The organism is Companilactobacillus nodensis DSM 19682 = JCM 14932 = NBRC 107160 (assembly GCF_000615905.1).
Lineage (GTDB): Bacteria > Bacillota > Bacilli > Lactobacillales > Lactobacillaceae > Companilactobacillus > Companilactobacillus nodensis.
In genome coordinates this window covers 1-24,093 of sequence record NZ_BAMN01000012.1, presented here as the reverse complement: position 1 = coordinate 24,093, position 24,093 = coordinate 1, and the positions used below count along the sequence as shown (strand labels likewise).

Annotated in this window: 29 protein-coding genes and 1 pseudogene; 24 read left to right on the top strand and 6 right to left on the bottom strand. The window is 37.4% G+C overall.

All coding sequences use genetic code 11. The annotated features are described in order from the left end of the window. Positions 1-510 precede the first annotated feature (510 nt). Complete coding sequence (locus JCM14932_RS09185; RefSeq protein WP_025024617.1) at positions 511-1,896, bottom strand: hemolysin family protein; 1,386 nt, start codon at positions 1,894-1,896, stop codon at positions 511-513. A 196-nt stretch (positions 1,897-2,092) separates the two neighbouring features. Between JCM14932_RS09185 and JCM14932_RS15160 the strand changes: the two genes are divergently transcribed. The 9 genes and pseudogenes from JCM14932_RS15160 to JCM14932_RS09145 all read left to right on the top strand — a co-directional run bounded on the left by JCM14932_RS15160 (position 2,093) and on the right by JCM14932_RS09145 (position 6,413). Further along, positions 2,093-2,638, top strand: a complete 546-nt coding sequence (locus JCM14932_RS15160; RefSeq protein WP_025024616.1) for a hypothetical protein — start codon at positions 2,093-2,095, stop codon at positions 2,636-2,638. Between the two features lie 389 nt (positions 2,639-3,027). Next, positions 3,028-3,927 carry a phosphogluconate dehydrogenase (NAD(+)-dependent, decarboxylating) gene (gnd, locus tag JCM14932_RS09175; protein ID WP_025024615.1) on the top strand — a complete coding sequence of 300 codons (900 nt, stop codon included), beginning with the start codon at positions 3,028-3,030 and terminating at the stop codon, positions 3,925-3,927. A 273-nt stretch (positions 3,928-4,200) separates the two neighbouring features. Continuing rightward, complete coding sequence (locus JCM14932_RS17205; RefSeq protein WP_051528108.1) at positions 4,201-4,398, top strand: fluoride efflux transporter FluC; 198 nt, start codon at positions 4,201-4,203, stop codon at positions 4,396-4,398. 2 nt (positions 4,399-4,400) lie between these two features. Further along, positions 4,401-4,493, top strand: a pseudogene (locus tag JCM14932_RS17200) (CrcB family protein); the annotation flags it as partial. A 116-nt stretch (positions 4,494-4,609) separates the two neighbouring features. Beyond that, complete coding sequence (locus tag JCM14932_RS09165) at positions 4,610-4,951, top strand: fluoride efflux transporter FluC (protein ID WP_025024614.1); 342 nt, start codon at positions 4,610-4,612, stop codon at positions 4,949-4,951. An 11-nt stretch (positions 4,952-4,962) separates the two neighbouring features. Then, complete coding sequence (locus JCM14932_RS09160) at positions 4,963-5,400, top strand: DUF805 domain-containing protein (RefSeq protein WP_025024613.1); 438 nt, start codon at positions 4,963-4,965, stop codon at positions 5,398-5,400. Then, positions 5,393-5,590, top strand: coding sequence for a DUF6440 family protein (locus JCM14932_RS09155; protein WP_025024612.1), 198 nt, complete (start codon positions 5,393-5,395; stop codon positions 5,588-5,590). Before JCM14932_RS09160 ends, JCM14932_RS09155 begins: the two co-directional genes overlap by 8 nt. A 242-nt stretch (positions 5,591-5,832) precedes the next feature. After that, positions 5,833-6,075, top strand: coding sequence for an AbrB/MazE/SpoVT family DNA-binding domain-containing protein (locus JCM14932_RS09150; RefSeq protein ID WP_025024611.1), 243 nt, complete (start codon positions 5,833-5,835; stop codon positions 6,073-6,075). Continuing rightward, positions 6,075-6,413, top strand: coding sequence for a type II toxin-antitoxin system PemK/MazF family toxin (locus JCM14932_RS09145; RefSeq protein ID WP_025024610.1), 339 nt, complete (start codon positions 6,075-6,077; stop codon positions 6,411-6,413). The genes JCM14932_RS09150 and JCM14932_RS09145 overlap by 1 nt, the downstream gene beginning before the upstream one ends. 36 nt (positions 6,414-6,449) lie before the next feature. Here the strand turns inward: JCM14932_RS09145 and JCM14932_RS09140 are convergent, their stop codons facing one another. Beyond that, positions 6,450-7,313 (bottom strand): NAD(P)-dependent oxidoreductase, encoded by an 864-nt coding sequence (locus JCM14932_RS09140; RefSeq protein WP_025024609.1) that lies wholly within the window; start codon positions 7,311-7,313, stop codon positions 6,450-6,452. A gap of 122 nt (positions 7,314-7,435) precedes the next feature. Between JCM14932_RS09140 and JCM14932_RS09135 the strand changes: the two genes are divergently transcribed. From JCM14932_RS09135 to JCM14932_RS16600, 6 genes are all read left to right on the top strand, one after another. Further along, positions 7,436-8,287, top strand: a complete 852-nt coding sequence (locus tag JCM14932_RS09135; protein ID WP_025024608.1) for a YitT family protein — start codon at positions 7,436-7,438, stop codon at positions 8,285-8,287. Positions 8,288-8,363: 76 nt separating this feature from the next. Further along, a complete protein-coding gene (locus JCM14932_RS09130; RefSeq protein WP_081776144.1) occupies positions 8,364-10,274 on the top strand; it encodes an SLAP domain-containing protein in 1,911 nt (636 codons plus the stop codon). A gap of 136 nt (positions 10,275-10,410) precedes the next feature. Further along, entirely contained in the window at positions 10,411-12,459 is a 2,049-nt protein-coding gene (locus tag JCM14932_RS09125; protein WP_025024606.1) for an SLAP domain-containing protein, read from the top strand. Between the two features lie 139 nt (positions 12,460-12,598). After that, on the top strand, positions 12,599-14,917 hold the full coding sequence (locus JCM14932_RS09120) for a BspA family leucine-rich repeat surface protein (protein WP_025024605.1): 2,319 nt from the start codon (positions 12,599-12,601) through the stop codon (positions 14,915-14,917). Between the two features lie 88 nt (positions 14,918-15,005). Then, entirely contained in the window at positions 15,006-15,242 is a 237-nt protein-coding gene (locus JCM14932_RS17660) for a type II toxin-antitoxin system RelE/ParE family toxin (protein ID WP_025024604.1), read from the top strand. After that, on the top strand, positions 15,181-15,402 hold the full coding sequence (locus JCM14932_RS16600) for a hypothetical protein (protein ID WP_162149792.1): 222 nt from the start codon (positions 15,181-15,183) through the stop codon (positions 15,400-15,402). Before JCM14932_RS17660 ends, JCM14932_RS16600 begins: the two co-directional genes overlap by 62 nt. A gap of 33 nt (positions 15,403-15,435) precedes the next feature. Here the strand turns inward: JCM14932_RS16600 and JCM14932_RS09105 are convergent, their stop codons facing one another. Next, entirely contained in the window at positions 15,436-16,077 is a 642-nt protein-coding gene (locus JCM14932_RS09105) for an SDR family oxidoreductase (RefSeq protein WP_025024603.1), read from the bottom strand. A 118-nt stretch (positions 16,078-16,195) separates the two neighbouring features. Between JCM14932_RS09105 and JCM14932_RS09100 the strand changes: the two genes are divergently transcribed. Then, a complete protein-coding gene (locus JCM14932_RS09100; RefSeq protein ID WP_025024602.1) occupies positions 16,196-16,957 on the top strand; it encodes an NAD(P)H-dependent oxidoreductase in 762 nt (253 codons plus the stop codon). Between the two features lie 207 nt (positions 16,958-17,164). Here the strand turns inward: JCM14932_RS09100 and tpx are convergent, their stop codons facing one another. Then, positions 17,165-17,659 carry a thiol peroxidase gene (gene tpx, locus JCM14932_RS09095; protein ID WP_025024601.1) on the bottom strand — a complete coding sequence of 165 codons (495 nt, stop codon included), beginning with the start codon at positions 17,657-17,659 and terminating at the stop codon, positions 17,165-17,167. A gap of 94 nt (positions 17,660-17,753) precedes the next feature. On the opposite strand from tpx, the gene JCM14932_RS09090 reads away from it, so the two are divergent. Together JCM14932_RS09090 and JCM14932_RS16595 are read left to right on the top strand one after the other, a co-directional pair. Further along, positions 17,754-18,407, top strand: a complete 654-nt coding sequence (locus tag JCM14932_RS09090) for a nitroreductase (RefSeq protein ID WP_025024600.1) — start codon at positions 17,754-17,756, stop codon at positions 18,405-18,407. 29 nt (positions 18,408-18,436) lie between these two features. Further along, positions 18,437-18,580 (top strand): hypothetical protein, encoded by a 144-nt coding sequence (locus tag JCM14932_RS16595; RefSeq protein ID WP_155832109.1) that lies wholly within the window; start codon positions 18,437-18,439, stop codon positions 18,578-18,580. A 46-nt stretch (positions 18,581-18,626) separates the two neighbouring features. On the opposite strand, the gene JCM14932_RS15150 is transcribed toward JCM14932_RS16595, so the two are convergent. Together JCM14932_RS15150 and JCM14932_RS15145 are read right to left on the bottom strand one after the other, a co-directional pair. Then, positions 18,627-19,430, bottom strand: coding sequence for an SPFH domain-containing protein (locus tag JCM14932_RS15150; protein WP_034543069.1), 804 nt, complete (start codon positions 19,428-19,430; stop codon positions 18,627-18,629). 18 nt (positions 19,431-19,448) lie between these two features. Continuing rightward, positions 19,449-19,772 carry a type II toxin-antitoxin system antitoxin gene (locus tag JCM14932_RS15145; RefSeq protein WP_034543067.1) on the bottom strand — a complete coding sequence of 108 codons (324 nt, stop codon included), beginning with the start codon at positions 19,770-19,772 and terminating at the stop codon, positions 19,449-19,451. 63 nt (positions 19,773-19,835) lie between these two features. On the opposite strand from JCM14932_RS15145, the gene JCM14932_RS15140 reads away from it, so the two are divergent. The 6 genes from JCM14932_RS15140 to JCM14932_RS09045 all read left to right on the top strand — a co-directional run bounded on the left by JCM14932_RS15140 (position 19,836) and on the right by JCM14932_RS09045 (position 24,088). Beyond that, positions 19,836-20,351 carry a GNAT family N-acetyltransferase gene (locus tag JCM14932_RS15140; RefSeq protein ID WP_025024599.1) on the top strand — a complete coding sequence of 172 codons (516 nt, stop codon included), beginning with the start codon at positions 19,836-19,838 and terminating at the stop codon, positions 20,349-20,351. 114 nt (positions 20,352-20,465) lie between these two features. Next, positions 20,466-20,891, top strand: a complete 426-nt coding sequence (locus tag JCM14932_RS09065; protein WP_025024598.1) for an LPXTG cell wall anchor domain-containing protein — start codon at positions 20,466-20,468, stop codon at positions 20,889-20,891. Positions 20,892-21,030: 139 nt separating this feature from the next. Beyond that, complete coding sequence (locus JCM14932_RS09060) at positions 21,031-21,333, top strand: hypothetical protein (protein WP_025024597.1); 303 nt, start codon at positions 21,031-21,033, stop codon at positions 21,331-21,333. A gap of 69 nt (positions 21,334-21,402) precedes the next feature. Continuing rightward, positions 21,403-21,810 (top strand): WxL domain-containing protein, encoded by a 408-nt coding sequence (locus JCM14932_RS09055; protein ID WP_081776141.1) that lies wholly within the window; start codon positions 21,403-21,405, stop codon positions 21,808-21,810. 115 nt (positions 21,811-21,925) lie between these two features. Further along, positions 21,926-23,023, top strand: a complete 1,098-nt coding sequence (locus JCM14932_RS09050) for a DUF3324 domain-containing protein (protein WP_025024595.1) — start codon at positions 21,926-21,928, stop codon at positions 23,021-23,023. Positions 23,024-23,125: 102 nt separating this feature from the next. Beyond that, a complete protein-coding gene (locus JCM14932_RS09045; RefSeq protein ID WP_025024594.1) occupies positions 23,126-24,088 on the top strand; it encodes a WxL protein peptidoglycan domain-containing protein in 963 nt (320 codons plus the stop codon). Positions 24,089-24,093: the final 5 nt, after the last annotated feature.

The following is a 24,093-nucleotide window of genomic DNA, read 5'->3' as shown; positions in this document are numbered from 1 at the left end:
GCGTTGGGTACCTCCGATTGAGGTCAGGAGTGCCTGCTGTGAGGACCGGTCCCAGCCACGGTCTGGAACCTCGCTTTTGAACTTTGCACAAACCGCAAATTTCAAAAGTCGCCCTGTTATGTAAGAACGGGTAGTTCGCCCGTCCTAACATAACTGCCACTGCTGGCACTTCTGTCCTCAATCTCCGGTTTTTGAATTGAGCTACGTATAAAATATATTAGATTAGTATCTTTAGTGTGTATGTATAATATAGAGAAAAAATAATTGAGTTGTGTAATATAGCCGGAAGCAGAAAGGGATGAGCCAGGCAGTTGTAGTGGTGTAGAACGGAGGGTTCCCGTTCGTACAGCACGGATGTCTTTTGAAATCCGTGTTCTTGGCGGAGTTCAAAAGTAAGATTTCAGACCTTGGCTGAAATCGGTCCAACAGCAGGCTCATCCCTTTCTGCTGGAGGCGGCAATTATAAGCCAACAAAAAAAGAGACCTGCAATATCTGCAGGTCTCTTCTAATTAGTCTTTCAAATCATCAACATCAGTCAATGAAGCTAAATTATCTTGTTTTGTAACAGCACTCTTATCAACAGAAACCTTGAACCAGTTAACAAACCCATGATCAAACTCAACGACCTTGAACTTGAAGTTTCTCATACTGAATTCGAAGTCCTTATTGATGTTTGGATATTTCTCAATGATATAACCACCGATAGTGATAATATCTGATTCTTGGAACTCAGGTATATCTGTTCTGAAGTATCTTTCAAAATCATAAAGAGTAGTCTTACCAGAAACATTGTAACTACCGTCATCATTCTTAACGATGTATTCATCAGAGACATCGTCGATCTCATCTTTAACAGTACCGAATAATTCTTCATAAATATCTTTATCAGTAACGATACCACTAGTACCACCATATTCATCGACAACAACAACGATAGGTGTTTGCTTCTTGATCATTTTAGATAGGATATCTTGAATTGGCATTGTTTCAGGAACAGTATTAACAGATCTTAAGATACGGCTGATACCGATCTCACCGTCAACTTGGTTTTGGCGAACGATATCGTAAGCATAGACGTAACCTAGGACCTTATCCTTATCATTGTCAACGACAACGGGGAATCTTGAGAATCCTTGTTGTAGATAATCTTTCAAGACGTCTTTAACTTTGTCAGTAATATCAACCACGTACAAACTAGTACGATCGACCATGATATCTTTAGCAACCTTATCATTTAATTCGAAGGCACGTTGCATGAAGACAACATCGTTTTGGTCCATATCACCACCTTGAACGGCTGACTTAGAAAGACGAAGAATCTCTGATTGAGAGAAGACTTCGTTTTCGGAATCAGCGGGTTTCAAGCCCATCAATCTGACGATACCTGAAGCTGAAACGTTCAGTAACCAAACGAATGGATAAACTGATAAGTGGAAGACACGCATTGGTGTTACGGTTAACATTAACATCTTCAGTGGCATATCGATAGAAACGTTCTTAGGAACGATCTCGGTCAAAACAACTTCTAGATAGGTAAGAAGTAGCACACCGATGATTGAACCTATGGCATGCATACCACCACTGCCATTGGATAGATGGATGATCCCGAAGAAGTCGACCAGCAAGTACTCGATCGTACTTTCACCGATCCAACCTAAGATAATACCGGCGATACTAGTACCAACCTGTGTTGTTGATAAGTATTCGTTCAGATTGTTGACCATCATCAACGCACGTTTTAGTTTCTTAGGATTTCCTTCACCTTTAGCGATGGCATCTTCTAGTTGGCTGGGACGGGTTTGAACTAAGGCGAACTCAGCAGCCACGAAGAAGAAGGCGAAGATGAACGTGATTAGAATTATAATTAAATTAGTAGTTATAGTGGAGCTTGACAATATATCATTTCCCCTTTTCTTTAGTAAGAAGAATTATACACCTAAAGTGCTACATTCTGTCTTTAGTATAACAATAATTACGACAAAATATAGTGATTACTAACTATATCGATACATCAACTATTATTTGGTGGTTGAAACTGCGGCACTTTATTTTTATAATTAAAACAATAGAGACAAATCGGGGGAAATACTTTTGAGTAGAGCAAAGAGCAATAAATTTTTAACTCCTGCTAAAGCAGCGGAAGAATTGGGGATCAGCGTCGCAACATTACGCAAGTATTCATTGATCGTTGAACATACCACAGGCAACGCGGATTACTTCGAACGTAACAGTCAGAACAACCGCTTGTACACAGCCAAGAACTTGGAAGACTTCAAGCAAATGGTTGAACTAGGTCATAGACCGAAGATGACACTTGATTCAGCTGCCAAGCAAATCTTCCCAGTTGCCAGCGAGGACGCTGAAGAAACTGACAGCAAGGATGTTGAAGTTGCTCAATTAAAGAAGACACTTGAAGATCTTAGAGCTAACGAAGATAAAAAAGATCAAACAATCGCTGACTTAAAGCAACAATTAGCGGACGCTAAAGAAGAAAGAGACAGCTTACAAAGTCAATTCGACCGTTTCAAGGAAGAAAATGAAAAGACTCAAGATGCTGTTATCAAAGAAAAAGTTAATGAACAAGTTCATGAAGATAATGACAAGGGTGGACATTGGTGGAATAGATTCGTGAAATAGAGCGTGTCAAAAGGCGGGAACGTCTGAGCATTACCTAGAATAACGAAGGTGCCAACGTAGTTGGTGCATTTGTTATTCGTAGTAAGCGGAGGCGTTGCCTTTTGTAAGCGCGTTTTAATTAGAGAGAGTGGAGAAAGCCGGTAGATTCTGAGCACTGCCTAAGATAGTGAAGGTGCCAACGAAGTTGGTGCATTTGCTATCTGTAGCAGGCGCAGGAATCTGGCTTTCGCAACTCGTTTCAGAAACGCGCAACCACAAACCAGTGAAAATAAAATACCAAATCAGCGCATTCAAAAAACTGAATGCGCTTTTACTATGCAAACTTATTTTAAATAGACGAACATTACCGTATACTATTTAATGGCGAAAAAAATCTAGGAGGATTTATTTTGAAATTAGCAATGATTGGACTCGGCAAGATGGGTATCAACTTGACTGAGAATTTAATTAGAAACAACAATGAAGTAGTTGCATTTGATTTGAATGAAGATGCAAAGAAGAGTGCAACAAAACTTGGCGCAACCGTTGTTGACAGCTTGGAAGATGCAGTGAAGAACTTAGATGCTCCACGTATCGTCTGGGTTATGTTACCAGCTGGTAAGCCTGCAAACTCAACAATTGACTCATTAAGTGAATTGCTAGATCAAAATGATATTGTGATCGATGGTGGAAACTCATTCTATGAAGACTCACTAAAGCACAATGAAATTCTTAAGAACAAAGGTATCAAGTTCTTTGACGTTGGTACATCAGGTGGTATGAGCGGTGCTAATCATGATGGTAACTTCATGATCGGTGGCGATGACAAAGAATTATTCAGTTACATCGAACCAATTTTTAAGGGTATTGCTGAAAAAGACGGTTACTTATACACAGGCAAAGCTGGAAGTGGTCACTATTTGAAGATGGTCCACAATGGTATTGAATATGGTGAAATGCAAGCTATCGCTGAAGGATTCGACGTATTATCACACAGTCCTTTTGAATATGATAATGAAGCTGTAGCCAAAGTTTGGTCACATGGATCAGTTATCCGTGGCTGGTTGATGGAATTAGTAGAAAATGCCTTCTCTAAAGATCCTAAGTTAGACGAAATCAAAGGTGTAATGCACTCATCCGGTGAAGGAAAATGGACATTGGATGAAGCCTTGAAGCTACAAGTACCAACACCAGTTATCGCAGCCGCATTGATGATGCGTTACCGTTCATTAGAGAACGATACAATGTCAGGAAAAGTTGTTGCCGCACTCCGTAATGAGTTCGGTGGACATGATATGGATAAGAAGTAGAGCGTGTCAAAAGACGGTAACTCCTGAGTATTACCTAGCTTAACGAAGGTACCAACGTAGTTGGTGCATTTGTTAAGCGTAGTAAGCGGAGGGAGTTGTCTTTTGTAAGCGCGTTTTGAGTAGAGAGTGGAGGAATCTGGCTTTCGCAACTCGTTTCGGAAAACCAAAAAATCATAGAACAAAGAATCTTTAAATAGAAATAGTTCAAACCAAAAACTGGGACATAAAACTCCCGGTTTTTTTGTGCTATCCTATAGGGATTGAGGTGAAGAAATGCAAAAAATAAAAACCTTCCTAATCATCTTCATAGGGGCCTTCATCGGTAGTAACCTCCGTTATGCAGAGAGCCTATTATTCAAGTCTAGCAATGGATTTCCATATGGGACATTAGTCGCTAACTTAAGTGGAGCACTGATTCTGCCATTCTTGATTCATTATTTGCAAGACCGCTATCACTTATCATCAAAATAATTTTGGCATTAAGCACAGGACTGTTAGGATCATACACAACTTTTTCCACATTCACAGCCGACACCTATCGACTGTATCAATCCGGAAGTTGGACGATGTTAATAACTTATCTGACGATCACAATCATTGGTGGATTCATCTGTGCATTACTCGGTAATTATTGGGCAGCAACACGTGCCTTCATTGACTACGCTGGAAGGAGAAAGAATCAATGACATTTTTATTAGTTGGTTTGGGAGCCAGCGTTGGCGCCTTTTTACGAAATGAATTAACCTCGTTATCACAAAAAATAAAAATAGATTTTCCAGTTATAACTTTGTTGATAAATATTTTTGGAGCTTTGGTGCTAGGATTATTCACAGCGCATATTAATGCCGGTGGATTACTATTATTCTTAGGAACAGGATTTTGCGGGGGATTCACAACTTACGGTACACTGAATATGGAATTGAGTCAGTTGTGGTTTCAACGAAGATTCTTCAGATGTTTCTTATATTTTGCTTTGACGTATATTATTGGTATATTAGGGTTTGTAATCGGGATTCACTTATAAGAAGGTAAATAATGGAAAATAAAAATATTTGGAATGAAAGTAACAAGCCAAACTTAATTAATTCGACCAAGTTGTATTTTCAAGATATGTTTGTTGGTGCGAAGCGGATGAGCCGTGCTGACTTCTGGTGGGGATTGTTAGGAATGACTATAGTGGCGGTGGTTTTGATAGGACTATTCGGTTGGTTAGTGACAGTCATGTCGATCAATGATTTTTACTGGAGCGCCGTCTGGTCGATCGCCATGGTTATGACATTGGGATATTATTTGATCTCGATTTGGAATGCGGTGATCCGCCGTTTGCATGACCGTAACTTACGTGGCTGGTGGATGCTTAGCATTGTTTTACCAGGTATTGGTGAGCTGATAATGATTGTTCTAGCTTGCCTACCACAACGTGACGAAAATAATAATTGGGCCAAATTCGTGGAGGATGACCAATATGTTTAATAAGAATAAAGAAGATGCTCGTTTTGACGTTCAGTCGGCCAAATCAAATGGATCACAAATGATGGATGTTATCACTGACAAAACTACGGGAGTTCAATATCTCTTGGGAGTATATCCTGGAATGGGATCAGGGATGACCGTACTTGTGGATAAAGATGGTAAGCCATTGTTGAATCCAGAGTATTCATAAAATTTAAGACACTAAAATAGCAGACCCGGTTTAACTGGCAAGTTATCGGTCTGCTATTTTGGATTGAAATCTGCTACCGCGTCAGCGGAATTGCAAAAGGCGGGCCCTTGTATGGTTCGTCTCTTTTACTACAAGCACATTATAACAGGTAGAAATTTATTCGCAAAAATATTGTAAGCATAAAACATGTTAATTGTCTGAAAACATGTTATAACATGTTATACGAGATTGGAGGCATTGATATGATGAATTTATCTGGTAAGGAAATTAAAGTGCGTAAAGTTGGTAATTCAGAGGGAATCATTTTGCCTAAGGAGTTAATAGCAGGAAATAAAAGTTATAGAATTTACTCCGATGAGGAAGGTATATTAACGTTAATACCTAATAGAAAAAGTGTTTTTGATGACCCCAATTTCAGTAAGAAAGATTTTGCAATACCTAGTGATGAGGGACCAACCATATTGGAAAGTGAGTTGAATAATTAGTGTACCCGCAAAAAGGTGATATTATAATGATTGATTTTGATCCACAGCGCGGAAATGAAATAATGAAAGTAAGACCTGCACTTGTAGTATCAAGTTCTAAATATAATAAGTACACTAATAGAGTTGCAGTAATGCCAATTACTCATGCGAATGCTAGAATCAAGACTCCTAATTTAGTTGCATATGATGGTCAGAAAATCGATGGTTATATAGATACTCTTCAACTGTATACATTAGATTATGGAGCCAGAGGATGGAATTATGTAGAACATGTTCATAGCAAAATTATGATGAAGGCTATAAATGCAATTCAAACTGATATTTTAGGTATATTTTAATAAAAAAATGGACTCGCAATTGCGGGTCCATTTTTATTACCACCATAATTTAATTAACGCTTGTGTACCATCATTACCGAGATCTTTATCATCAACTAATTTTTCGTACAATGCCTTGGCTTGTTTAGTAGCAGGTAAGTCTAAGCCCATCTTCTCACTTTCATCGAGGGCAATACGCAAGTCCTTCAAGAAGTGTTTAGAATAGAATCCGGGTTTGAAGTCGCCGTCCAGAACACGAGGTCCGTAGTTATCAAGGCTCCAGTTGTTGGCACTACCGCCACTAACTGTCTTCAAAATAGCATTCATATCTAACCCGGCAGCCTTAGCATAGACGAACATTTCTGTCATGCCAGTCATTGTTCCAGCAATCATGATCTGGTTGGCCATTTTAGCATGTTGACCAGCACCGTATGATCCGAAGTAATGGTTGGTTTGACCGATGATTTCAAAGATTGGTACTAGTTCGTCGAAGGCTTCTTTTGATCCTCCAACCATGATCGTTAACTTACCATCACGAGCACCGACATCTCCACCAGATACTGGGGCATCCAATGTTTTGACATTTATTTTTTCGGCTTTCTCACCGATTTCTTTGGCAAGAGTAGGAGTACTTGTCGTCATATCGACGATGATCTTGCCGTCAGTCAATCCAGCGAAGATACCATTGTCCTTGAAGTAAACATCTTTGACATCTTGTGGGAATCCGACCATTGAGAAGATAATGTCAGAGTTTTCAGCCACTTCTTTAGGACTAGCAAGCCACTTAGCGCCTTTTTTTAATAGAGGTTCAGCCTTCGATTCTGTACGTGTGTAGACATTCACGTCGTAGTCAGCTTTGAGCAGATTATTGATGATTCCAGAACCCATAACACCAGTTCCAATGAAACCTAATTTTTGCATAAATGTAAAACCTCCTGTGATTTAATCATTAGTTTTATTATAGCCCATTAATAATGGTAGGCTTTTATGTTTGCCTGATATATAATCAAAATTAAGAAGTCTAATGAAGTAGGGGTGATTCCATGGAATTCATCAAAAACTATTATAAAAGTATCTCGGCAGCGTTGCTTTATGGGGTGGCCTCAGCGTTAGGAATCCAATTGCTCTTGCAGCCGGCAAAAATATATACTGCTGGAGTTATGGGTGCCTCACAATTGATCGTCAACTTGATCGAGCAATTTTCTCATACTAATACCCAAGTTTATTTTTGGTACGCACTCTTGAATATTCCCTTAGTGCTGCTTTCATGGTTTAAGTTAGGAAAGAAGTTCACTATTCTTTCGATCATTGCCATTGTTTCAGCATCAGTCTTTATCCTCTTTGTACCATTGCACCCGATCACAAATGATCCGATGCTTGCTGCTATTTTCGGTGGAATTCTGACCGGAATTGGAATCGGTGTCTGTTTCAGAGCTGGGTTCTCAACTGGAGGAACGGATATTATCGCTCTGATCGTGCAGAAGAGTACCGGTCGAACGGTCGGACAAGTAAGTTTCATTGTTAATGCTGTTATCATCACTATTGCCGGTATCGTCTTCGGATGGGAGCTTGCTCTTTACAGTATCGTCTCAATCTACGTCTGCAATATGATTGTAGACAAGATGTATTTGCAGCAACAAAAGATCACCGTGGTAGTTTATTCGCACAAGATCGATGAGATGTCTCAAGAATTAATGAAGTCACTCAATCGTGGTATCACACTTGACCATAGCTTGACTGGAGCTTATTCAGGAGAACCGATTGGCTCTCTAACAATGGTATTGACCAAATATGAACTGTTCTTTGCTAGAAAAATAATCACCAGAGTAGACGAGAATGCGTTCATAAATATTCAGCCAACTGTTGCAATTATGGGTAAATTTAACGATAATTAAGATAATTATGAAAGAGCTTTCATAAAGCTCTTTTTTAGTACTCAAAATACCATGTTTCACATTCAGGGAGGGATTCATGATGAGATTTCAACAGTTAAAGCATGATTCAAATGTCGTAGAAAAGAAGAAAATGTATAAGTCTGGTAAGACTTGGGTGGTTATGTCTAGTCTTGCAGTTGTTGGTGGTTTTACTTTGTTTGGTGTTGGTAATGGTGCTGGTACTGTGGTTCAGGCTGCTGATGTTGGTTCTGCTAGTAGTGTTGTTGGTGATACGGATGATAATACATACAAATTAGTACATAGTGAAAGTCCTGATGCAGATATGACTGACTACGACTGGGGTGTATACTCCATAAATGGTAACGATCATAATTTGCAATTACGTATTGGTAATGTAGGATTAACATATGAATTGTTAAGCTTACAAGATGACAGTACTCCATATTGGAGTAGGTATGCTCAAGATATTACCGAAGTAGAGGTTGATGGTGTGCTGAATTCAAATAAGGAATTTAGTGGCTTATTCAAATCTTTACCAAACGTAAAGAAAATTAGTGGTTTGAACAATATCAATGTGGACAATGCCACTACCATTACGCATCTTTTTGATGGCGACAGGAATCTAACCTCGATAGATATTTCAGATTGGAATATGTCTAAGGTAACTTCAACTAATAGTAACTTTGCTGGAACCGACATGTTATCTTCACTTACGTTAGGTAAAAATAGCGTTCTTCATATTGGGGACCTTCCTACAACTTACACAAAAGATGGTGTTGTTTATAAAATTGGTGATTGGCAAAATTCCTCAGATTCTAGCGAAATGTTGAATTCAGAAGAATTAGCTGGTAAATATGCTGCTACTTCCACGCAAGAATCTAATTTTACATGGATTCCTGTTGGTACTGAAGTTGCACCAAGTTATTATGTTCAGTATTTTGATGCTGGTAAGATGGATGGAGATTCAATATATAGTGATACTGCTAAGTTATACCCTGGTAACCCCGGAGAGTATGCTAACTTAACTAATAACGAATTAAAATTATCTAGTATAAATCATTTAATTGCGGGCTATTCAGCTGATTCAGTTACTGATACATCTGCTCAAATTGTTAGCGATGGAAATGATGGGTATATGATAAAGGTTGGTGTACAAAAATTAGACCCAGTAAACATCTCAGTATCACAACAAATTGGAAGTGACAAGGCAACAGATGCTTCGTTCACAATCCCAGTTAATGACACTGAATATACGTATGATAATAGTGTTTCAGATCCATCAAATACCAAGTTAGACACAGCTAAATCTACAATTAAAATTGGTGATGCAGAACAATCATTTGACGATTATATTGCCGCAAATCCTGATTTAACTGACAAGAGTGTGAACGCAGTTATTTCTTATGCAATAAATGCTCAACTTCAGAATAAAGCAAATAAGGTTTTTGGCGATGCTGATGCCGGTACAACCCCAATCACAGTCAATGCTGTATACACAAAGGACAGCACAAGTGGTGGTGGTTCAAGTTCTGGCGGCGGAAGTAACAGTAGTAATAACAATAATAATTCAGATGCCGACAAGGGTACGACAACTAAAGTAAAACAAACAGTTGGAACGACCACTAAGGTAGTCAATGTATACGATAAAAAAGGTAAACTGATAACTAATCGAGCCTTAGCTAAGAATACTGGCTGGCTGAGTGACCAAGAATATAAGCTGAATGGAACTCCATATTATCGTGTTGCTACCAATGAATATGTCAAAGCTAGCGACGTTTATGTCTATGTTTCACAGAAGAATATCGTACGTGTTCATGATGACCGAATTGGTTATTTGGTTGATTCTAAAGGTAACAAGATTACCAATCGTGCTTTGAAAGAATCTACCGATTGGGTCACAGATAGATATACGACGATCAATGGTGAGAAGTATTATCGTGTTGCTACCAATGAGTTCGTGAATGAATCATATGTATCATTAGTTTAAAAAAGAAGTCCGCAGGGGCTTCTTTTTTCATGTTTAGTAAAATGCCTATTGCAATTATTATATGTAGAGAGAATAATAAAATTAATTATGTATTCGATTACATAGCTTGTGCTATGTGATTCAGGGGGGAAACATTATGAGGTTTCATCATTCAAAGCATAATCCAAATGTAGTAGTTAGAAATAAGTTATATAAGTCTGACAAGAAATGGATCTTAGTATCGAGTTTGGCATTTGCTAGTGGATTAGTATTTTTAGGAACAAGTGTAACTAATGTTAATGCCGATGCAGTGGGTTATCAATCAGAACAAACAGAAACAGTATCTACACCACAGCCATCTAATAATATTGCTAGTGGACAAATTGCCACTGATGATAATACCGGTAGTAAGTGGTACATTGATTCAAATTATACATTGCATATTGGTACAGGTGTTCTAAAGGGAACTGGTAGTCCTGATACGAGTGTCTGGGGTCAATATTCAGATAGTATTAAAAAAGTTGTTCTTGACCCCGGAGTTAAAGCAGTTCGTAGTAATGTAAGTTATTTATTCTATAAAATGCCAGAATTGGAATCTGTGGATTTGAATAATATTGATTTGAGTAGTGCTTATGCTGCTAATATGTTTTCATATGGAGATGACTATAGTGATAAGTCCAGCAAATTAGAAAGTGTTAATGTCAGTAATGTTACGACTAATGAAGGCACAACGGTAACGGGAATGTTCCAAAATTGTTCATCTTTGAAATCTTTGGATTTGTCTAAATTTGCTTTTTCGTCAACATTATCTGAAAATATGTTGAATGGGACAGATTCTTTAACTACATTGACATTAACTAATAAAGTGTCTCTAATGAGTTCAATGATTCAATCTGGAAAAGAGTCCAACAGTGCATATCATTATCTTGGATTCCAAAGTGGGAATATAAGAAATAATTATTCTGATTTCTTATCGCTATATGATGGTTCTCCTAAGAGCGATAACGAGGGGGTTAAAACTTGGGAAGCTATTCCATTACAAAAGACTAAGTATAGGATCAAATATTATTACCATGATGCGGATAGTGATAAGGACGTATATTTGGGAGATAAATACGACAAAACAGGTGCAAAATATCCTCGTGAAGGTGATCCGATAGGATTGGACCCTAGTCTACCAGGATATTTACTGAAATCTTCTGATGGTTATCTTGATATTCCTGAAGGTCAATATAAAGATTTGTATGATGACAATCATTTTGTACTAAAGGATGTTGTTTTGAAAAAATGTGATCCAGAAAAAATAATAGTTAATAATTACGATATAAAAAACGATAAGAAAAAAGAAATCTCATCTGTAGATTTAATTATCAATGATACACAGAATAATTCTAAAAAATTAGATAATTTCTATGCAGAGATACCGTCGGTTGAAAAAATTGATTTTGATAATACTACTATTGGTACAATAGGTGCTAACGGGGAAAGTAAAATAATAAAACTTTCTGATATAATTGAGGATCATCTGACATATAATCAATATTTGCAAATTATTAATTCTGAAAATCAGACGCCGAATGAAGATGGAACCTTTGATAATTTACCCGAAGATATGACACCTCAATACTTTGTTAAATTGGTATGTACTAAGCAATTTCAAGTGGTCCCAGATGTCATGGAATCAGGTACTGGAAGTTCTTTAGTAATTAATGTTGCATTCAAAAATGATCAGAACGTAGATAATAACAATTCCAACTCTCATTCACATTCTCATGGAAATAGTAATACCACAACTAATACGGGAACTATCGTTAAACAAAATCAAGATGTAGCTACAACGACTAAGATAGTGAGTGTCTACAATAGTTTAGGTAAGCTAGTGACAAATAGAGCTTTGGCCGCTAATACAGACTGGTTCAGTGATGAGAAGTATACATTGAATTATGAATCGTATTATCGTGTTGCTAGCAATGAATACGTCAAGGTTAGTGATGTATATGTCTATGTTTCACAGAAGAATATCGTACGTGTTCATGATGACCGAATTGGTTATTTGGTTGATTCTAAAGGTAACAAGATTACCAATCGTGCTTTGAAAGAATCTACTGATTGGATCACGGATAGATATACAATGATTAATGGTGAGAAGTACTATCGTGTTGCTACAAATGAGTTCGTGAATGAATCATATGTATCATTAGTTTAAAAAAGAAGTCCGCAGGGGCTTCTTTTTCATGTTTAGATAAATAACTATTGCAATTCCTGTATAAACAGATAATAATAAAATTAGTTATGTAATCACTTGCAAAATATAACAATTTATGTTTTTTAGGGAGGAAATCAATATGAGGTTTCAGCAATTAAAACATAATCCAAATACAATAGTCAGAAAAAAGTTATATAAGTCTGGCAAGAATTGGGTCGTAATGTCGAGTTTGGCATTCGCTAGTGGATTAGTATTTTTAGGAGCAAGCACCACAAATGTTAGTGCTGATCCAGTCGACGATACGACTGATACTCAAAGTAATACGGAACAAGTGGTCGAACAACCGGCAGAAAAAACGGATCCAAAAGTAGTGCCGCAAGATACAAAAGATACTGGCAATGATGGAGTTCAAGCTAATGCAGATACGCCACAAACACCGCAAAAGGATGAAATTGAACCGGTTGATAATCAGTCAGAAAGTTTAGATCAAACAGGTCAAAAACAAAATGTAGAACCTGCAGAAACAAACACTAACATAGCTGAAGGTCAGTTGGATACTGATGATAACACTGGAAGCAAATGGTACATTGATTCTGATAAGACCCTGCATATTGGTGCTGGAACAGTAAGTTCAGTCAAGGCATCTCCTTCTAATAAGAATCCATGGGAGAATCAAGTAGATAATATTTCAAAAGTATCATTTGATGATAAATGTACGGGTGGAGATAGTTTAGAGAATCTTTTTAGTGGATTAAGCAATCTTGTAGAAGTAGACAATATTGGTAATTTAGATGTTAGTAAAACTAGTAAAATGACGAATATGTTTGAAAATACTAATATTGAGAATTTAGATATTTCCTCTTGGAAAATCAAACCAGGAGCAGATTTATCTGGTATGTTTAAGAATCATAAAAGTTTAAATAAAGTAAATTTAGATGGAATGGTATTTGTAGATAATGATTTAACTGGTATGTTCGAAAATTGTAACAATCTGTCATCCGTTACAATGAATGGAACAAGCTTTTCAGGAGCGATGAACTATAGCGTAATGTTTCAGTATGATTATAATCTGAAATATCTAGACTTAAGAGGATTTGATATGACTAATCCTAAATCTAAGTTTGATGGAATGCTAGCTCTGGATTTTCTTGAAAAAGTTTGGATTGGTAGTAAAACAGTTTTGTGTAATGACGGACAAGGAACCTCTGCCGAGCTAAATTATAATGATGGTAGTAGTGGTGGAGACAATTTTACCGTATTCAAAGGATGGAAAGGGACAGATGGTGTAATACATTATGGATCTGATCAACCTGAGTATTTGGATCATTTGTACGATAGTGTAGAGGCTGCCGCGACAAATGGAGATACATATTGGGAGGCAGTTCCCATAGCAAAAGTTAAATATATTGTAAATTACTATGATGCATCTGATGATTCTCAGAAGACCCTATTTACGACTACAGGTTCTAATTATGAGGGAGAAAATATTCCTTTGACGGAGGAGACAACTTTTTTGGGATTCATGCCCGTAGATAAAGATCAGCTTGGTAGTATAGATTTGGCCGCTGTGAAATCTGAAAGTGACCTAGTTCAGACATTCGAAATCCCGATAGTTCGTACGGCAATATCTACTGCCAATCTAGTATATACAGAAAATGGTGGTACAAAAAGGGAAATACCTATTCGTGGTGGATATGATTTTGTATCTGATCTCAGTAAATTTGAAGATGCATTATTTCCAAAGGGTACCATTAATCTTGATAAGACAACATTTGATATATTTACTACACTAAAAGGTCAGGAATATCCTATTATGTCTGGTAAGTTTACAGATCCAGCGGACGATAACGAGACAATAGCAAGTTACCTAGGATTGAAGGAAGGTTGTAGTTCAAAGGAGTTTGCTAGTGCCTTGGGAAAGTTTATTACTGAATTGGGTTCTAATTATTACAGTGAAACTGTTAATTTGAATATTGTCTACAACGAAAGCATGAGCTCAAACACCGGCACTCACCACCATTCCCACGGAAGCAGCAGCCCCGCAACCAACAAAGGAATAACCATCAAACAAACCCAAGATGTAGCCACAATGACCAAGACAGTCAATGCCTATAACAAATTGGGTAATGTAGTAACAAACAGAGCTTTGGCTGCCAACACCGGTTGGATCAGCGACGAAAAGTATACATTGAACGATGAATCATATTATCGTGTCGCCACTGATGAATATGTCAAAACTAGCGATGTATACGTCTATGTTCCGCAGAGAAATATTGTACGTGTCCATGATGATCAAATTGGCTATCTGGTTAATGCTGAAGGCAACAAGGTAACCAATCGTGCGTTGCAATCATCGACTGATTGGATCACCGATAGATACACAATGATCAATGGTGAAAAATATTATCGCGTGGCTACAAATGAGTTTGTTAATGAATCTTATGTTTCATTGGTCTAAAAGTATATGACGTATAAAGTGAATCCTTTAGTTTGAAAAGTAATTAGATTATTTATTATTACTTATATCAAATGTCTAGTAGATTCAAATGAAAATATACAATAAAATTGTTTTATGGATAAACCAGAATTTATTTGAAATAAGAGTTAAATCTCATGATGGTATACAGAGAATGTTTTATTTTAGGATAGTTAATTCCAAATATGCTATTATTAGTGGGTTCACAAAGAAGACGCAAAAGACACCTGTTCGAGAATTAAATCATGCAAGAAAACTTAGAGATGAGTATCTTAGAGAGGAAGATGGCAAAAATGGAAACTACTAGTTTTGAAGATCTTCTAAAAGAAGAAATGAAGAATCCTAAATTTAAATCTGCCTTTGAGAAAGAATATCAAAGAATTTCTAACATGAAAGAATATGATAAAAAAGTCACTTCATACGATTTTAGACTAGATAAAATAAAAGATGAGAAAAAATCACTATAAAAAAAGAAGCCCGCGGGCTTCTTTTTTGTCTAACTAGTTAAATGCACCATCAATAGGTGTATCACCACTAGCAATATTGTATTCTTTACCGATCGTATTAGGATTCTTGATAATTGAAGCTAATGACTTCGCAACATCAATTCTTGGAATGCTGCCGGCCTCATCATCACCGAGTAACTTAACTTTGCCAACTGTTTCATCATCAGTCAAAGCACCTGGGTGAAGAATCGTGTAATCTAGATCAGTTCCACGTAGGTGTTCATCGGCATAATGCTTAGCAATCATGTATGGCTTGATGCCTGAAGCATCCCACTTGTCACGATTGTCACTGAAGATCGAACTTACCATAATATAACGTTTGATACCGAGTGCTTCAGCGACCATCATAGTCTTAACTGCACCATCAAGGTCGATTTGTAATGTCATATCGTAACCAGCGCCCCCAGCACCAGCTGAGAAGACAATGACGTCAGCACCAGAATCTTTAATCGACTTGTGGATATCCTCAAGTGAAGCTGTTAAGTCGATGAATTGAGCAGGGATGTTGTTAGCCTCGAACGCGTCAATTTGTTTTTGACTACGGAGACCAGCGACAAAATCGATGTTCTTAGATTGTAATTCACCAATTAGTAGATGTCCGACTTTTCCGTGGGCACCAATTATTAGGACTTTCATTGATATAATTCCTCCTTTTGATATGTTACCGTTATGGTAACCATAACAATATTATTTATATTTTGCCACTGATATGAATTTGTCTATAATGTTAGGTAAAGCAGGGGGAGGTACTATATTGAAAATATTAGGAATCTTGGCATCTCACCAGGAACATGGTATCAACGCCAAGTTGCTGGATGCTGTTCTTAACAATGTTGATTCTGGAGTGGAAACCGAAACAATTTTTCTCGAAGACTATGACATTACGCCACACAAGTATCACGAGAAGAATGAGGTTCTCGACAATTTATCTGGCAAGTTAGCCGAAAGCGATGTTTGGGTCTTCGCTGCACCGACTTATTGGCGTGAATTGTCAGGTGTGCTGAAGAACTTCTTCGATTGCATGCGCCCTAAGTTTGTTTATTTCAAGGAAAATGGTGACACGATACCTGGTCAATTCAAGGACAAGCATTACTTGAGTATTACATCTTGTTACGTCAGCACTTTGGAAAACTTCGTAACTGGTGTGACCGATGATAGTCTCAAGACGATTGACCGTGTCATGTCCGCTGCCGGTGTGATCAAGACTGGCGAGATAGTTCTACCAGGGACTTTTGGAATGAAAGAGATACCCGAAAGTAAGTTGAAGTTGTGCGCCAAGTACGGACACAAAATTTCTCAACGTAAACGAAAGGACGATTCGACATTGAAAAGATATATTCAGCTATTCTTCATGATTGCCGTGATGGCGCTGATCACCATGGGAATCCAGTTACCTCTAAAACAATTTATGCCCGCTAATTTCTGGACAGATTATATTAGTTTTACAATTATTTTCTTTGTACTGCTGGGGTCTATTTTGCACTTCGTAACATTCGTCAAACATCGAAGAAGATAATTGCGTAATCTATGATGCGATGTGTTATATTATGAGTGTACAAAAAGAGGGATGTTGTCCGCATCCCTCCTGATAGCCAAGTGGTGGCTAAACTTAATTGTTGCTTAGTAGACCGTTAACCTGCCAAAGTTAACAGTGGTCTACTTTTTTTGTTGCTTCTTAAACTCATGTGCACAAAAAAAGCCGACTATTAAGTCGGCTTTTTGTTTAGTTCATTTGATCTACTTGATCCAAAACTTTATCGTAATTTGGTTCGTTAGTTTGAACTTTCAAGATTTCTGAGTAAAGAATTTGTTTATTTGTGTCCACAACCCAGACTGAACGTGCTAAAATACCTAAATCGGGAATTAATAGGTTGGATTTCTTACCGAAGTCTTGGTCAACATCTGAGAGCATCTTCATGTTTTCAACGCCTTCAGCTGCACACCAATGTGATTGTTCCTCAACTGTGTTCTTTGAGATAGTCACAAAATTGATTTCGCTATGTCCACCAACCTCTGTGTTGAAGTGTTTTGTTTGAATACTGCAGACACGAGTGTTAATGTCAGGGACAACACTAATAAGAAGTGGTTTGTCTAGTAAACTGTCGAGAGCGACCTTATTGCCATCCTTGTCGAGCGCAGTGAAGTCAGGGAACTTGTCACCTACAGATAGTGGAGTGCCAATAGTAGTAACTGTGTTGCCTTTGAATTCTAGATCCATAAAAATTCACACCTTTCCGATAGTTTCCGTGTTAATGATTCCATTATAGTTTAAAATGGATTGAAGTCCTAAGAATAAGATTGAAGGTATTGTTTTGGGGAAAAATTTGATTTACAAACGCAGATCGATTCGCTCATTCAGTGACGAAGAAGTATCTGATAGTTTAATAGAAGAAATAATTAAAGATGCCAGCCACGCTCCATCATGGCAGAACTCACAACCATGGCATGTTTATGTTGCTAAAGAAGGGGTTCTGGAGCGCATCAAGGCTGCATATAAGAATGCGACTAAGAATAACTTGCCAAGTGAACCTGACTTGACGACACCGCATCGTGCCGATCGTTCAGAATTGTCACTAGCTAACATTGAACACTGGGGTGACTCCGTCAAGAGTGCAATTGGGGATGAAGGTACGAGTGATCCAGAGTTCCAAGAAGCTAGAGCCAATTTGTATCATGCGCCCGCCATTGCCTTCTTGACCGCCAGTAATAAGGCGAGTGAATTCACACTCTTTGATCTAGGTTCTTTTGGACAAACCTTGATGCTGTCGGCAGCAAGTTGGGGAGTCGGTACCATACCGGCTTATAGCTTGGTGAAGTATCCTGATATTTTGAAAAAAGAATTGCTGATACCTGACAATCAAGAATTAGTTGTCGGCATCGCAATGGGCTATCCTGATGATAGCAAGCTGAACTGTATTAAGACTGATCGTACTAGTGTTGATAATATATTGAATATACGAAAATGATTCTTAAAAATTAATGATGAGGTGATTCTTTGAAGAAAACATTTGATAAGCGTACAGCAAAAGCAAACCCTTGGTTTTCTGGAGAATACAATGATATTGATTTTGAAGAAATGAAAGATGCAATGGATATACCTATGGATGGTGGAAACCTTGTAGGAAAAGAAATTGCTTAATATACTATAAAAAAAGCGACTGGGAAAATATTCCCAATCGCTTTTTCTATTCCAACATCTTCTTAATAACCGGAATCTTACCAAGTTCACCAATCTGATTGCTTGGCACAACAACGGTATTAGTAGGGGAGTTAGCCAATTCCTTAAAAGCTTCGATGCTTTGGTTCTCAAAGTATCCATCTTTGGCTTCATCAAGAATCTTATTCATTTGTGAGATACGATAATTTTCAGCGTCAGCACGGGTACGTGTTGCCTTGGCCTGTGCTTCGGCGGTCGCAATCAAGGCATCGTTCTTAGCTTTGGTAGTAAGTTCGATACTCTTGGCTTCACCTTCAGCCTTGGCAATGGCGGCAATACGCTCACGGTCAGCCTTTAGTTGCTTGTCCATTGAATCTTGAATCGAAGTCGATGGCTTCAATTCATCGATATTGATACGGTCAACGTTGATACCATAAGTATTAGTTAAGTCACCAATGGCTGCGGCCAATTCTTGATTGATCTTAGAAGTGGAGCCGAGAGCTTCGTTCAGATCCATTCTACCTATAATATCCCGCAAGTGACCACGAACGAGTTGCGACATTGACTCTACGGAGTCCGTATTCTCGTATTTGTACTTCACAGCATCAGTTGTGTGGTAATTCAGTGTCAAACTTGCCCGGACTTCGGCGTTATCCTTAGTGATGATCGAATAGTCAGGTAAGCGTAAAGGACTCATTGCCAAACTGACTGAATAGATTCTTTCTATTATAGGTATATAGAAGTGCAGGCCGGCGTCAACGCTGTGGTGGTATTTACCCAATAATTCCACCAGACCTTTGTGATTTTGATGAACGATTTTTATCCCAAACATATTATGATCCATCCTTTGTTATTTGATTAATTGCAAGGTGAGGATATTACCAGTTGCTCCAAGTATTGTGTATAAACCTGTAGGATCAACTGGGGTGGAATCGGCGATGATGTAGCGATAATAAATACCGCTGACACTGACCAATCCACTGTCGGTTAATATCTCACTCCCTTTGATTGTTTGTCCTACAAATTGGCGATTCTCGAAGGTTGTTTCTTTTGTGTTTTGTTGTAGAAGATGCACAATATACTTATTAACACTTCGATTATCAGCTTCAGCCTTTTCGGCAACTTTTTGGTAGAGCTCCTCATCGAGTCTAAGTAAGAATTTTTTCTCTGCCATATCTTTATGATATCATTTCGATATAATTAGTGTTAACAAAATCAATTAATTGAGGAAGATCAGATGCATCTAGTTGGGAATAATATAATAGTAAGAAACTTTCAAGAGGGAGATTTTGATTCCTTCTATAGATTAGTTAAGAACAAACGTAATCATGAGCTGTCAGGGATGGAATACACTGAGGATATTAATGATGCTAAGCAGATATTCGATCGGTATTTGAAACTAGAAACTTCTTATTGTATAGCGTTAAAAGAAAACTCATTAATGGTAGGGATTATTGAGTTGAATGAACGGGGTATGACGAGTGGTTTGGAGTTAACCAGAGAACTCGGCTTTATAATAGAGGAAAAATATCGACATCAGCATATTGCATCTGAGGCGGTTGAGTTGATGATCAAGTATAGTTTTGAGGAATTAAAGCTGACAGAACTGTGGGCAGCAGCCGAAAAACATAATATTGCCCCTCAAAAACTACTTGTCAAACATGATTTTAAGTATATTTATGAAGTAAACCAAAACTTCAGCATATTGGACAATACCGATAACCTCATTGAATACTACTTGCTCAAGCCATAGTTTCACTTCTCGTAAGAATTTCTTAACAAATCCGAACTTGCAGGGAAGAAATAGATGATAAACTAGTAATCGGTAAGGAGATAATAGACTGATTTTGATGAGAGGTTTTTCGATATGAAAAGAAGACAAAGAACTAGTAAAAGTCTTTCATTGAAAAAGCGAATAGTCGGTTATTTTGCAATTGCCGTAATTGTTCTAGGAGTTGTTGGTGGCTTTGGCGTTAACCACGTTATCGCTGAGTCTACTAATAGCTCTGGGGGCGTAGCTAGATCGGAAGCCGTTGTTGCCAACACTGATGACAGTGATGGCCCTGGCGGTTCTAACGCTAACGTGTTAGTCACTGATGATAACACCGGTGATAGTACCGGTCCTACGACCAAAGATGTCGGCTATACCCCATCGGTAAATGTAAATAACATGTCATCTTATCCGCAAACGGGAGATGCGCACGAGTATGGATATGTTATTATGGGCTTTTCAATTCTGATTGGTCTGTTCGCTTTTTATATGAAGAAGATCCACGGTTTCACCACTGATTAAGGGTTACAAAAAAAGTTCAGATTTCGAAAATACACTTTACAAAATATGGAGTGTACGCAACGGAAAATCTGATAACATAGTAACCGTAATCAAGAAGAACTTAAAAAAATAATTTTTCTATATCAGGGAGGATATAAACATGAAATTATCAAAAAACGTATTAGTAGGTAGCTTAGCTTCAGCAGGTATGATCTTAGGACTAGTTGCACCAGCAACAACAGCATTTGCTGCTACAGGTTCATATGATCAAAAGGATTTATCAGCAAAATCAACTACAGGAGAATTAACTAATACAAGTTATGTAGCAATCGCCGGTACAAATGATGCTGAAGGTACAGCAACAGCAAATTCAAATGTTAACGTTAATGTTGTTGACGGTGCATTAGTACTTAAGGCTGTTCCTAACTTCGGTTTCGGTACAGTTGCAGCAGGTGAAACTTAAGCAAAACTTGTCGGTGGTGAAACTAATGGTGCCGCAAAAGATGGTAACGATTCAGGATTACTATCAGTTATTGATTCACGTAAATCTGCAAAAGGATTCCAAGTTAGTGCTAACCTAGGTAACTTTATTGATGGACAAGGTAAGGCAGCAGCTGGAGCTTGGTCAATTGACTTAGCTTCACAACAATTGAATGATGCAAAGGGTAACCCTATTTCAAGTGCAACACCACAAGATCCAACAAGCCCATTATCAACAACCGCAACAACATTGAAACAAGCAACTGATACTAATGTTGTTAGCCTTGCAGCATCTACATATAAGCTAGGTACAATCAATGCTGAATTCACAGGATTAGATGCCGCTACATTACACTTACCATCAACTACAACTGCTACTGATGGAGTTAATGCATATAAAGGGACTATCACTTGGACATTGAATTCAACACCTGCATCAACAACACCAGTAGAACCATAAAATTTTCGTAAGAAGTTATGTATTTATAATTTAGTATAAAACCACTACAATTGTAGTGGTTTTTACTTTATAATGTAGTTGTTTGTATACAGTTGGAACCACGGAGGGTTTTATAATGAAAAAGATAGTGAGAAAAATTGTTCTTGCATTAATATTTGTTCTGGGATTAACTACACTTGGATTTGAAAGTACGAGTGTAAGTGCTGCTGTTAATGGAGGGTATGCGCTAAAAGTTATTGGTGATTCTAATGACAATGTTAATTTGGATAATGAGAGTTATGTTGTTACAGGTGATCCTGGGCAAAAGATTGAACTTAAATTAGCTATTATAAATCAGGAGAGCAGCAAGCGAACATTTTTGTATAACGCAAATACTGCCTACACAACTGATAGTGGAGCTTTAGGCTACAATAAAACTAAGGTTACTGATCCATCTTTAAAATTTCAAACTAGAAATATGATTACTCCTAATAAGGGAACAATAACTATTCCTGGAAAATCCCAAGCCACAGTAACTGCTACATTGACAATTCCAAAGAAAAGCTTTGATGGATATTTAATGGGTGGTTTTAATGTAAGTCCATATAAGGAAAAGGCTAAAGGTACTGTTTCATCTAATGGTACTTTGTTAAAAAACAAGTTTAGTTATTCTATTCCTATTCAAACACGTCAAACGGGCAAAGATAAGGTTGAATCTAAATATTCGGTTAGAACAGTTAAACCTAATACTGTAACATCAACTAACGGACAAACACCTGGTGTTCTTGCTAATGTACATAATTCAGCCAATTCATATGATGGTGCTCTAAACTCAGAGGCAATAGTTACAAAAAAGGGTGACAAGAGTTTCAAAGTTAAATCTTCAGCAGGTAATCAACAAATAGCACCAACATCAAATTATAATTATTCCATTTCTTGGGGTAAGAAATCATTACAAGCGGGAGATTATCATCTTAAGTTAACTTATAAAACTGCTGGTGGTATAAAGAGTTGGGTTATTAACAAGGACTTCACAATTACTAATTCAGACGCTGCTAAGTACAATAAGTTGGCAGGAATTAAGCCAAATTATATGTGGTTGTATATTCTATTAGCTATTTTGGCTTTAGCTATTATTCTAGGATTAGGTATTTACCTAGGTAAAAAGAATAATAAGAACAATGGTAATAATAATGGTGGATCAAACAATCAACCTAGAAGACGTCGTCGTTAATATTCATAAATAAAAAAATAAATTGAGCTGTTCCAAGACTTGGAACGGCTTTTTTAGTATTATTGATATATACATATGTCTAGGTTTATGGGGTAAGAAAGTATGAAGAGAAGAATAATTTATCAATTATCTATGATTAGTTTTTGTTTGTTGCTTTTATTTATGACTCCAAAAACTATTTATGCAGATATTAACGGAGTAACAGTTACCCCCTTGATTGGTGACTCTAACGTCACAGATCGATTTCAAATCAGTAGTAAAAAAGGTGGAGAACGGAAACTAAAAATATCACTTAGTAATTTTGGTATTAGAAAGCTAAAACTCAAAGTTGTACCGACCAATGCCACTACTTCTTCTGATGGTAAAATTGCTTACACTGAAGATATTAAAACTGGCGATTATGGATTACAGTATGCTTTCGCTGATATGACCAAATCACAAACGGTTATATTAAGACCTAATCAAACTAAGGATCTTACTTTTAAAGTAAAGATTCCTGATAAAAAATTAAAGGGTCTAATTATGGGTGGATTTAACATATATGATGTGTATCGTGCTGCAAGTGGAAACTCAAATGTTCCAGTATGGATAACGGAGGATAATAAGGCTGTTGGCGGTATATTAAGTCTGCATAGTTTGTCCTTGGCAGTTGAAAAACATCAACCGCATATTTATGTTAATCTTCAAAATAATCAACCAGGTATAATGAAAAAGGTTATAGTTCATGCAACTGTTAAGCGTGAAAGCTGGTTAGATAGATTTGATTGGGGACCAAAGAAAATGGTTGCTGATTTAACCTATCCAAAGGTTGCACCAAATTCTAAGATTCCAATTGATTTTAACCAGAACCAAACACCTATAAAACCGGGAAAGTATAAAGTTGAGGGCGTTGCCAGAAGTGGCAAAGCGGTTTGGAACTTTAAGAAGACCTATACAATAACTGAGAAACAAGCGAATAATATAAATTCACGTTGTAAAAACTTAGTCTACGATAAGACGATTACGTATATCTTGATAGTATTAGTTTTGGTATCTCTAATCGTATTGAATCTTTGGGTAAGTTGACATTC

Bases quoted from the DNA above. Each gene is read 5' to 3' on its own strand.
- JCM14932_RS09140 (WP_025024609.1), bottom strand. From the start codon at position 7,313: ATGCAAAAATTAGGTTTCATTGGAACTGGTGTTATGGGTTCTGGAATC.
- JCM14932_RS09045 (WP_025024594.1), top strand. From the start codon at position 23,126: ATGAAGAGAAGAATAATTTATCAATTATCTATGATTAGTTTTTGTTTG.
- JCM14932_RS09130 (WP_081776144.1), top strand. From the start codon at position 8,364: ATGATGAGATTTCAACAGTTAAAGCATGATTCAAATGTCGTAGAAAAG.
- JCM14932_RS17660 (WP_025024604.1), top strand. From the start codon at position 15,006: ATGAAAATATACAATAAAATTGTTTTATGGATAAACCAGAATTTATTT.
- JCM14932_RS09050 (WP_025024595.1), top strand. From the start codon at position 21,926: ATGAAAAAGATAGTGAGAAAAATTGTTCTTGCATTAATATTTGTTCTG.
- JCM14932_RS09065 (WP_025024598.1), top strand. From the start codon at position 20,466: ATGAAAAGAAGACAAAGAACTAGTAAAAGTCTTTCATTGAAAAAGCGA.
- JCM14932_RS09150 (WP_025024611.1), top strand. From the start codon at position 5,833: ATGATGAATTTATCTGGTAAGGAAATTAAAGTGCGTAAAGTTGGTAAT.
- JCM14932_RS09105 (WP_025024603.1), bottom strand. From the start codon at position 16,077: ATGAAAGTCCTAATAATTGGTGCCCACGGAAAAGTCGGACATCTACTA.
- JCM14932_RS09160 (WP_025024613.1), top strand. From the start codon at position 4,963: ATGGAAAATAAAAATATTTGGAATGAAAGTAACAAGCCAAACTTAATT.
- JCM14932_RS15150 (WP_034543069.1), bottom strand. From the start codon at position 19,430: ATGTTTGGGATAAAAATCGTTCATCAAAATCACAAAGGTCTGGTGGAA.
- JCM14932_RS09155 (WP_025024612.1), top strand. From the start codon at position 5,393: ATGTTTAATAAGAATAAAGAAGATGCTCGTTTTGACGTTCAGTCGGCC.
- JCM14932_RS09165 (WP_025024614.1), top strand. From the start codon at position 4,610: ATGACATTTTTATTAGTTGGTTTGGGAGCCAGCGTTGGCGCCTTTTTA.
- JCM14932_RS17205 (WP_051528108.1), top strand. From the start codon at position 4,201: ATGCAAAAAATAAAAACCTTCCTAATCATCTTCATAGGGGCCTTCATC.
- JCM14932_RS09120 (WP_025024605.1), top strand. From the start codon at position 12,599: ATGAGGTTTCAGCAATTAAAACATAATCCAAATACAATAGTCAGAAAA.
- JCM14932_RS15145 (WP_034543067.1), bottom strand. From the start codon at position 19,772: ATGGCAGAGAAAAAATTCTTACTTAGACTCGATGAGGAGCTCTACCAA.
- JCM14932_RS09060 (WP_025024597.1), top strand. From the start codon at position 21,031: ATGAAATTATCAAAAAACGTATTAGTAGGTAGCTTAGCTTCAGCAGGT.
- JCM14932_RS16600 (WP_162149792.1), top strand. From the start codon at position 15,181: ATGCAAGAAAACTTAGAGATGAGTATCTTAGAGAGGAAGATGGCAAAA.
- JCM14932_RS09125 (WP_025024606.1), top strand. From the start codon at position 10,411: ATGAGGTTTCATCATTCAAAGCATAATCCAAATGTAGTAGTTAGAAAT.
- JCM14932_RS15140 (WP_025024599.1), top strand. From the start codon at position 19,836: ATGCATCTAGTTGGGAATAATATAATAGTAAGAAACTTTCAAGAGGGA.
- tpx (WP_025024601.1), bottom strand. From the start codon at position 17,659: ATGGATCTAGAATTCAAAGGCAACACAGTTACTACTATTGGCACTCCA.
- JCM14932_RS09135 (WP_025024608.1), top strand. From the start codon at position 7,436: ATGGAATTCATCAAAAACTATTATAAAAGTATCTCGGCAGCGTTGCTT.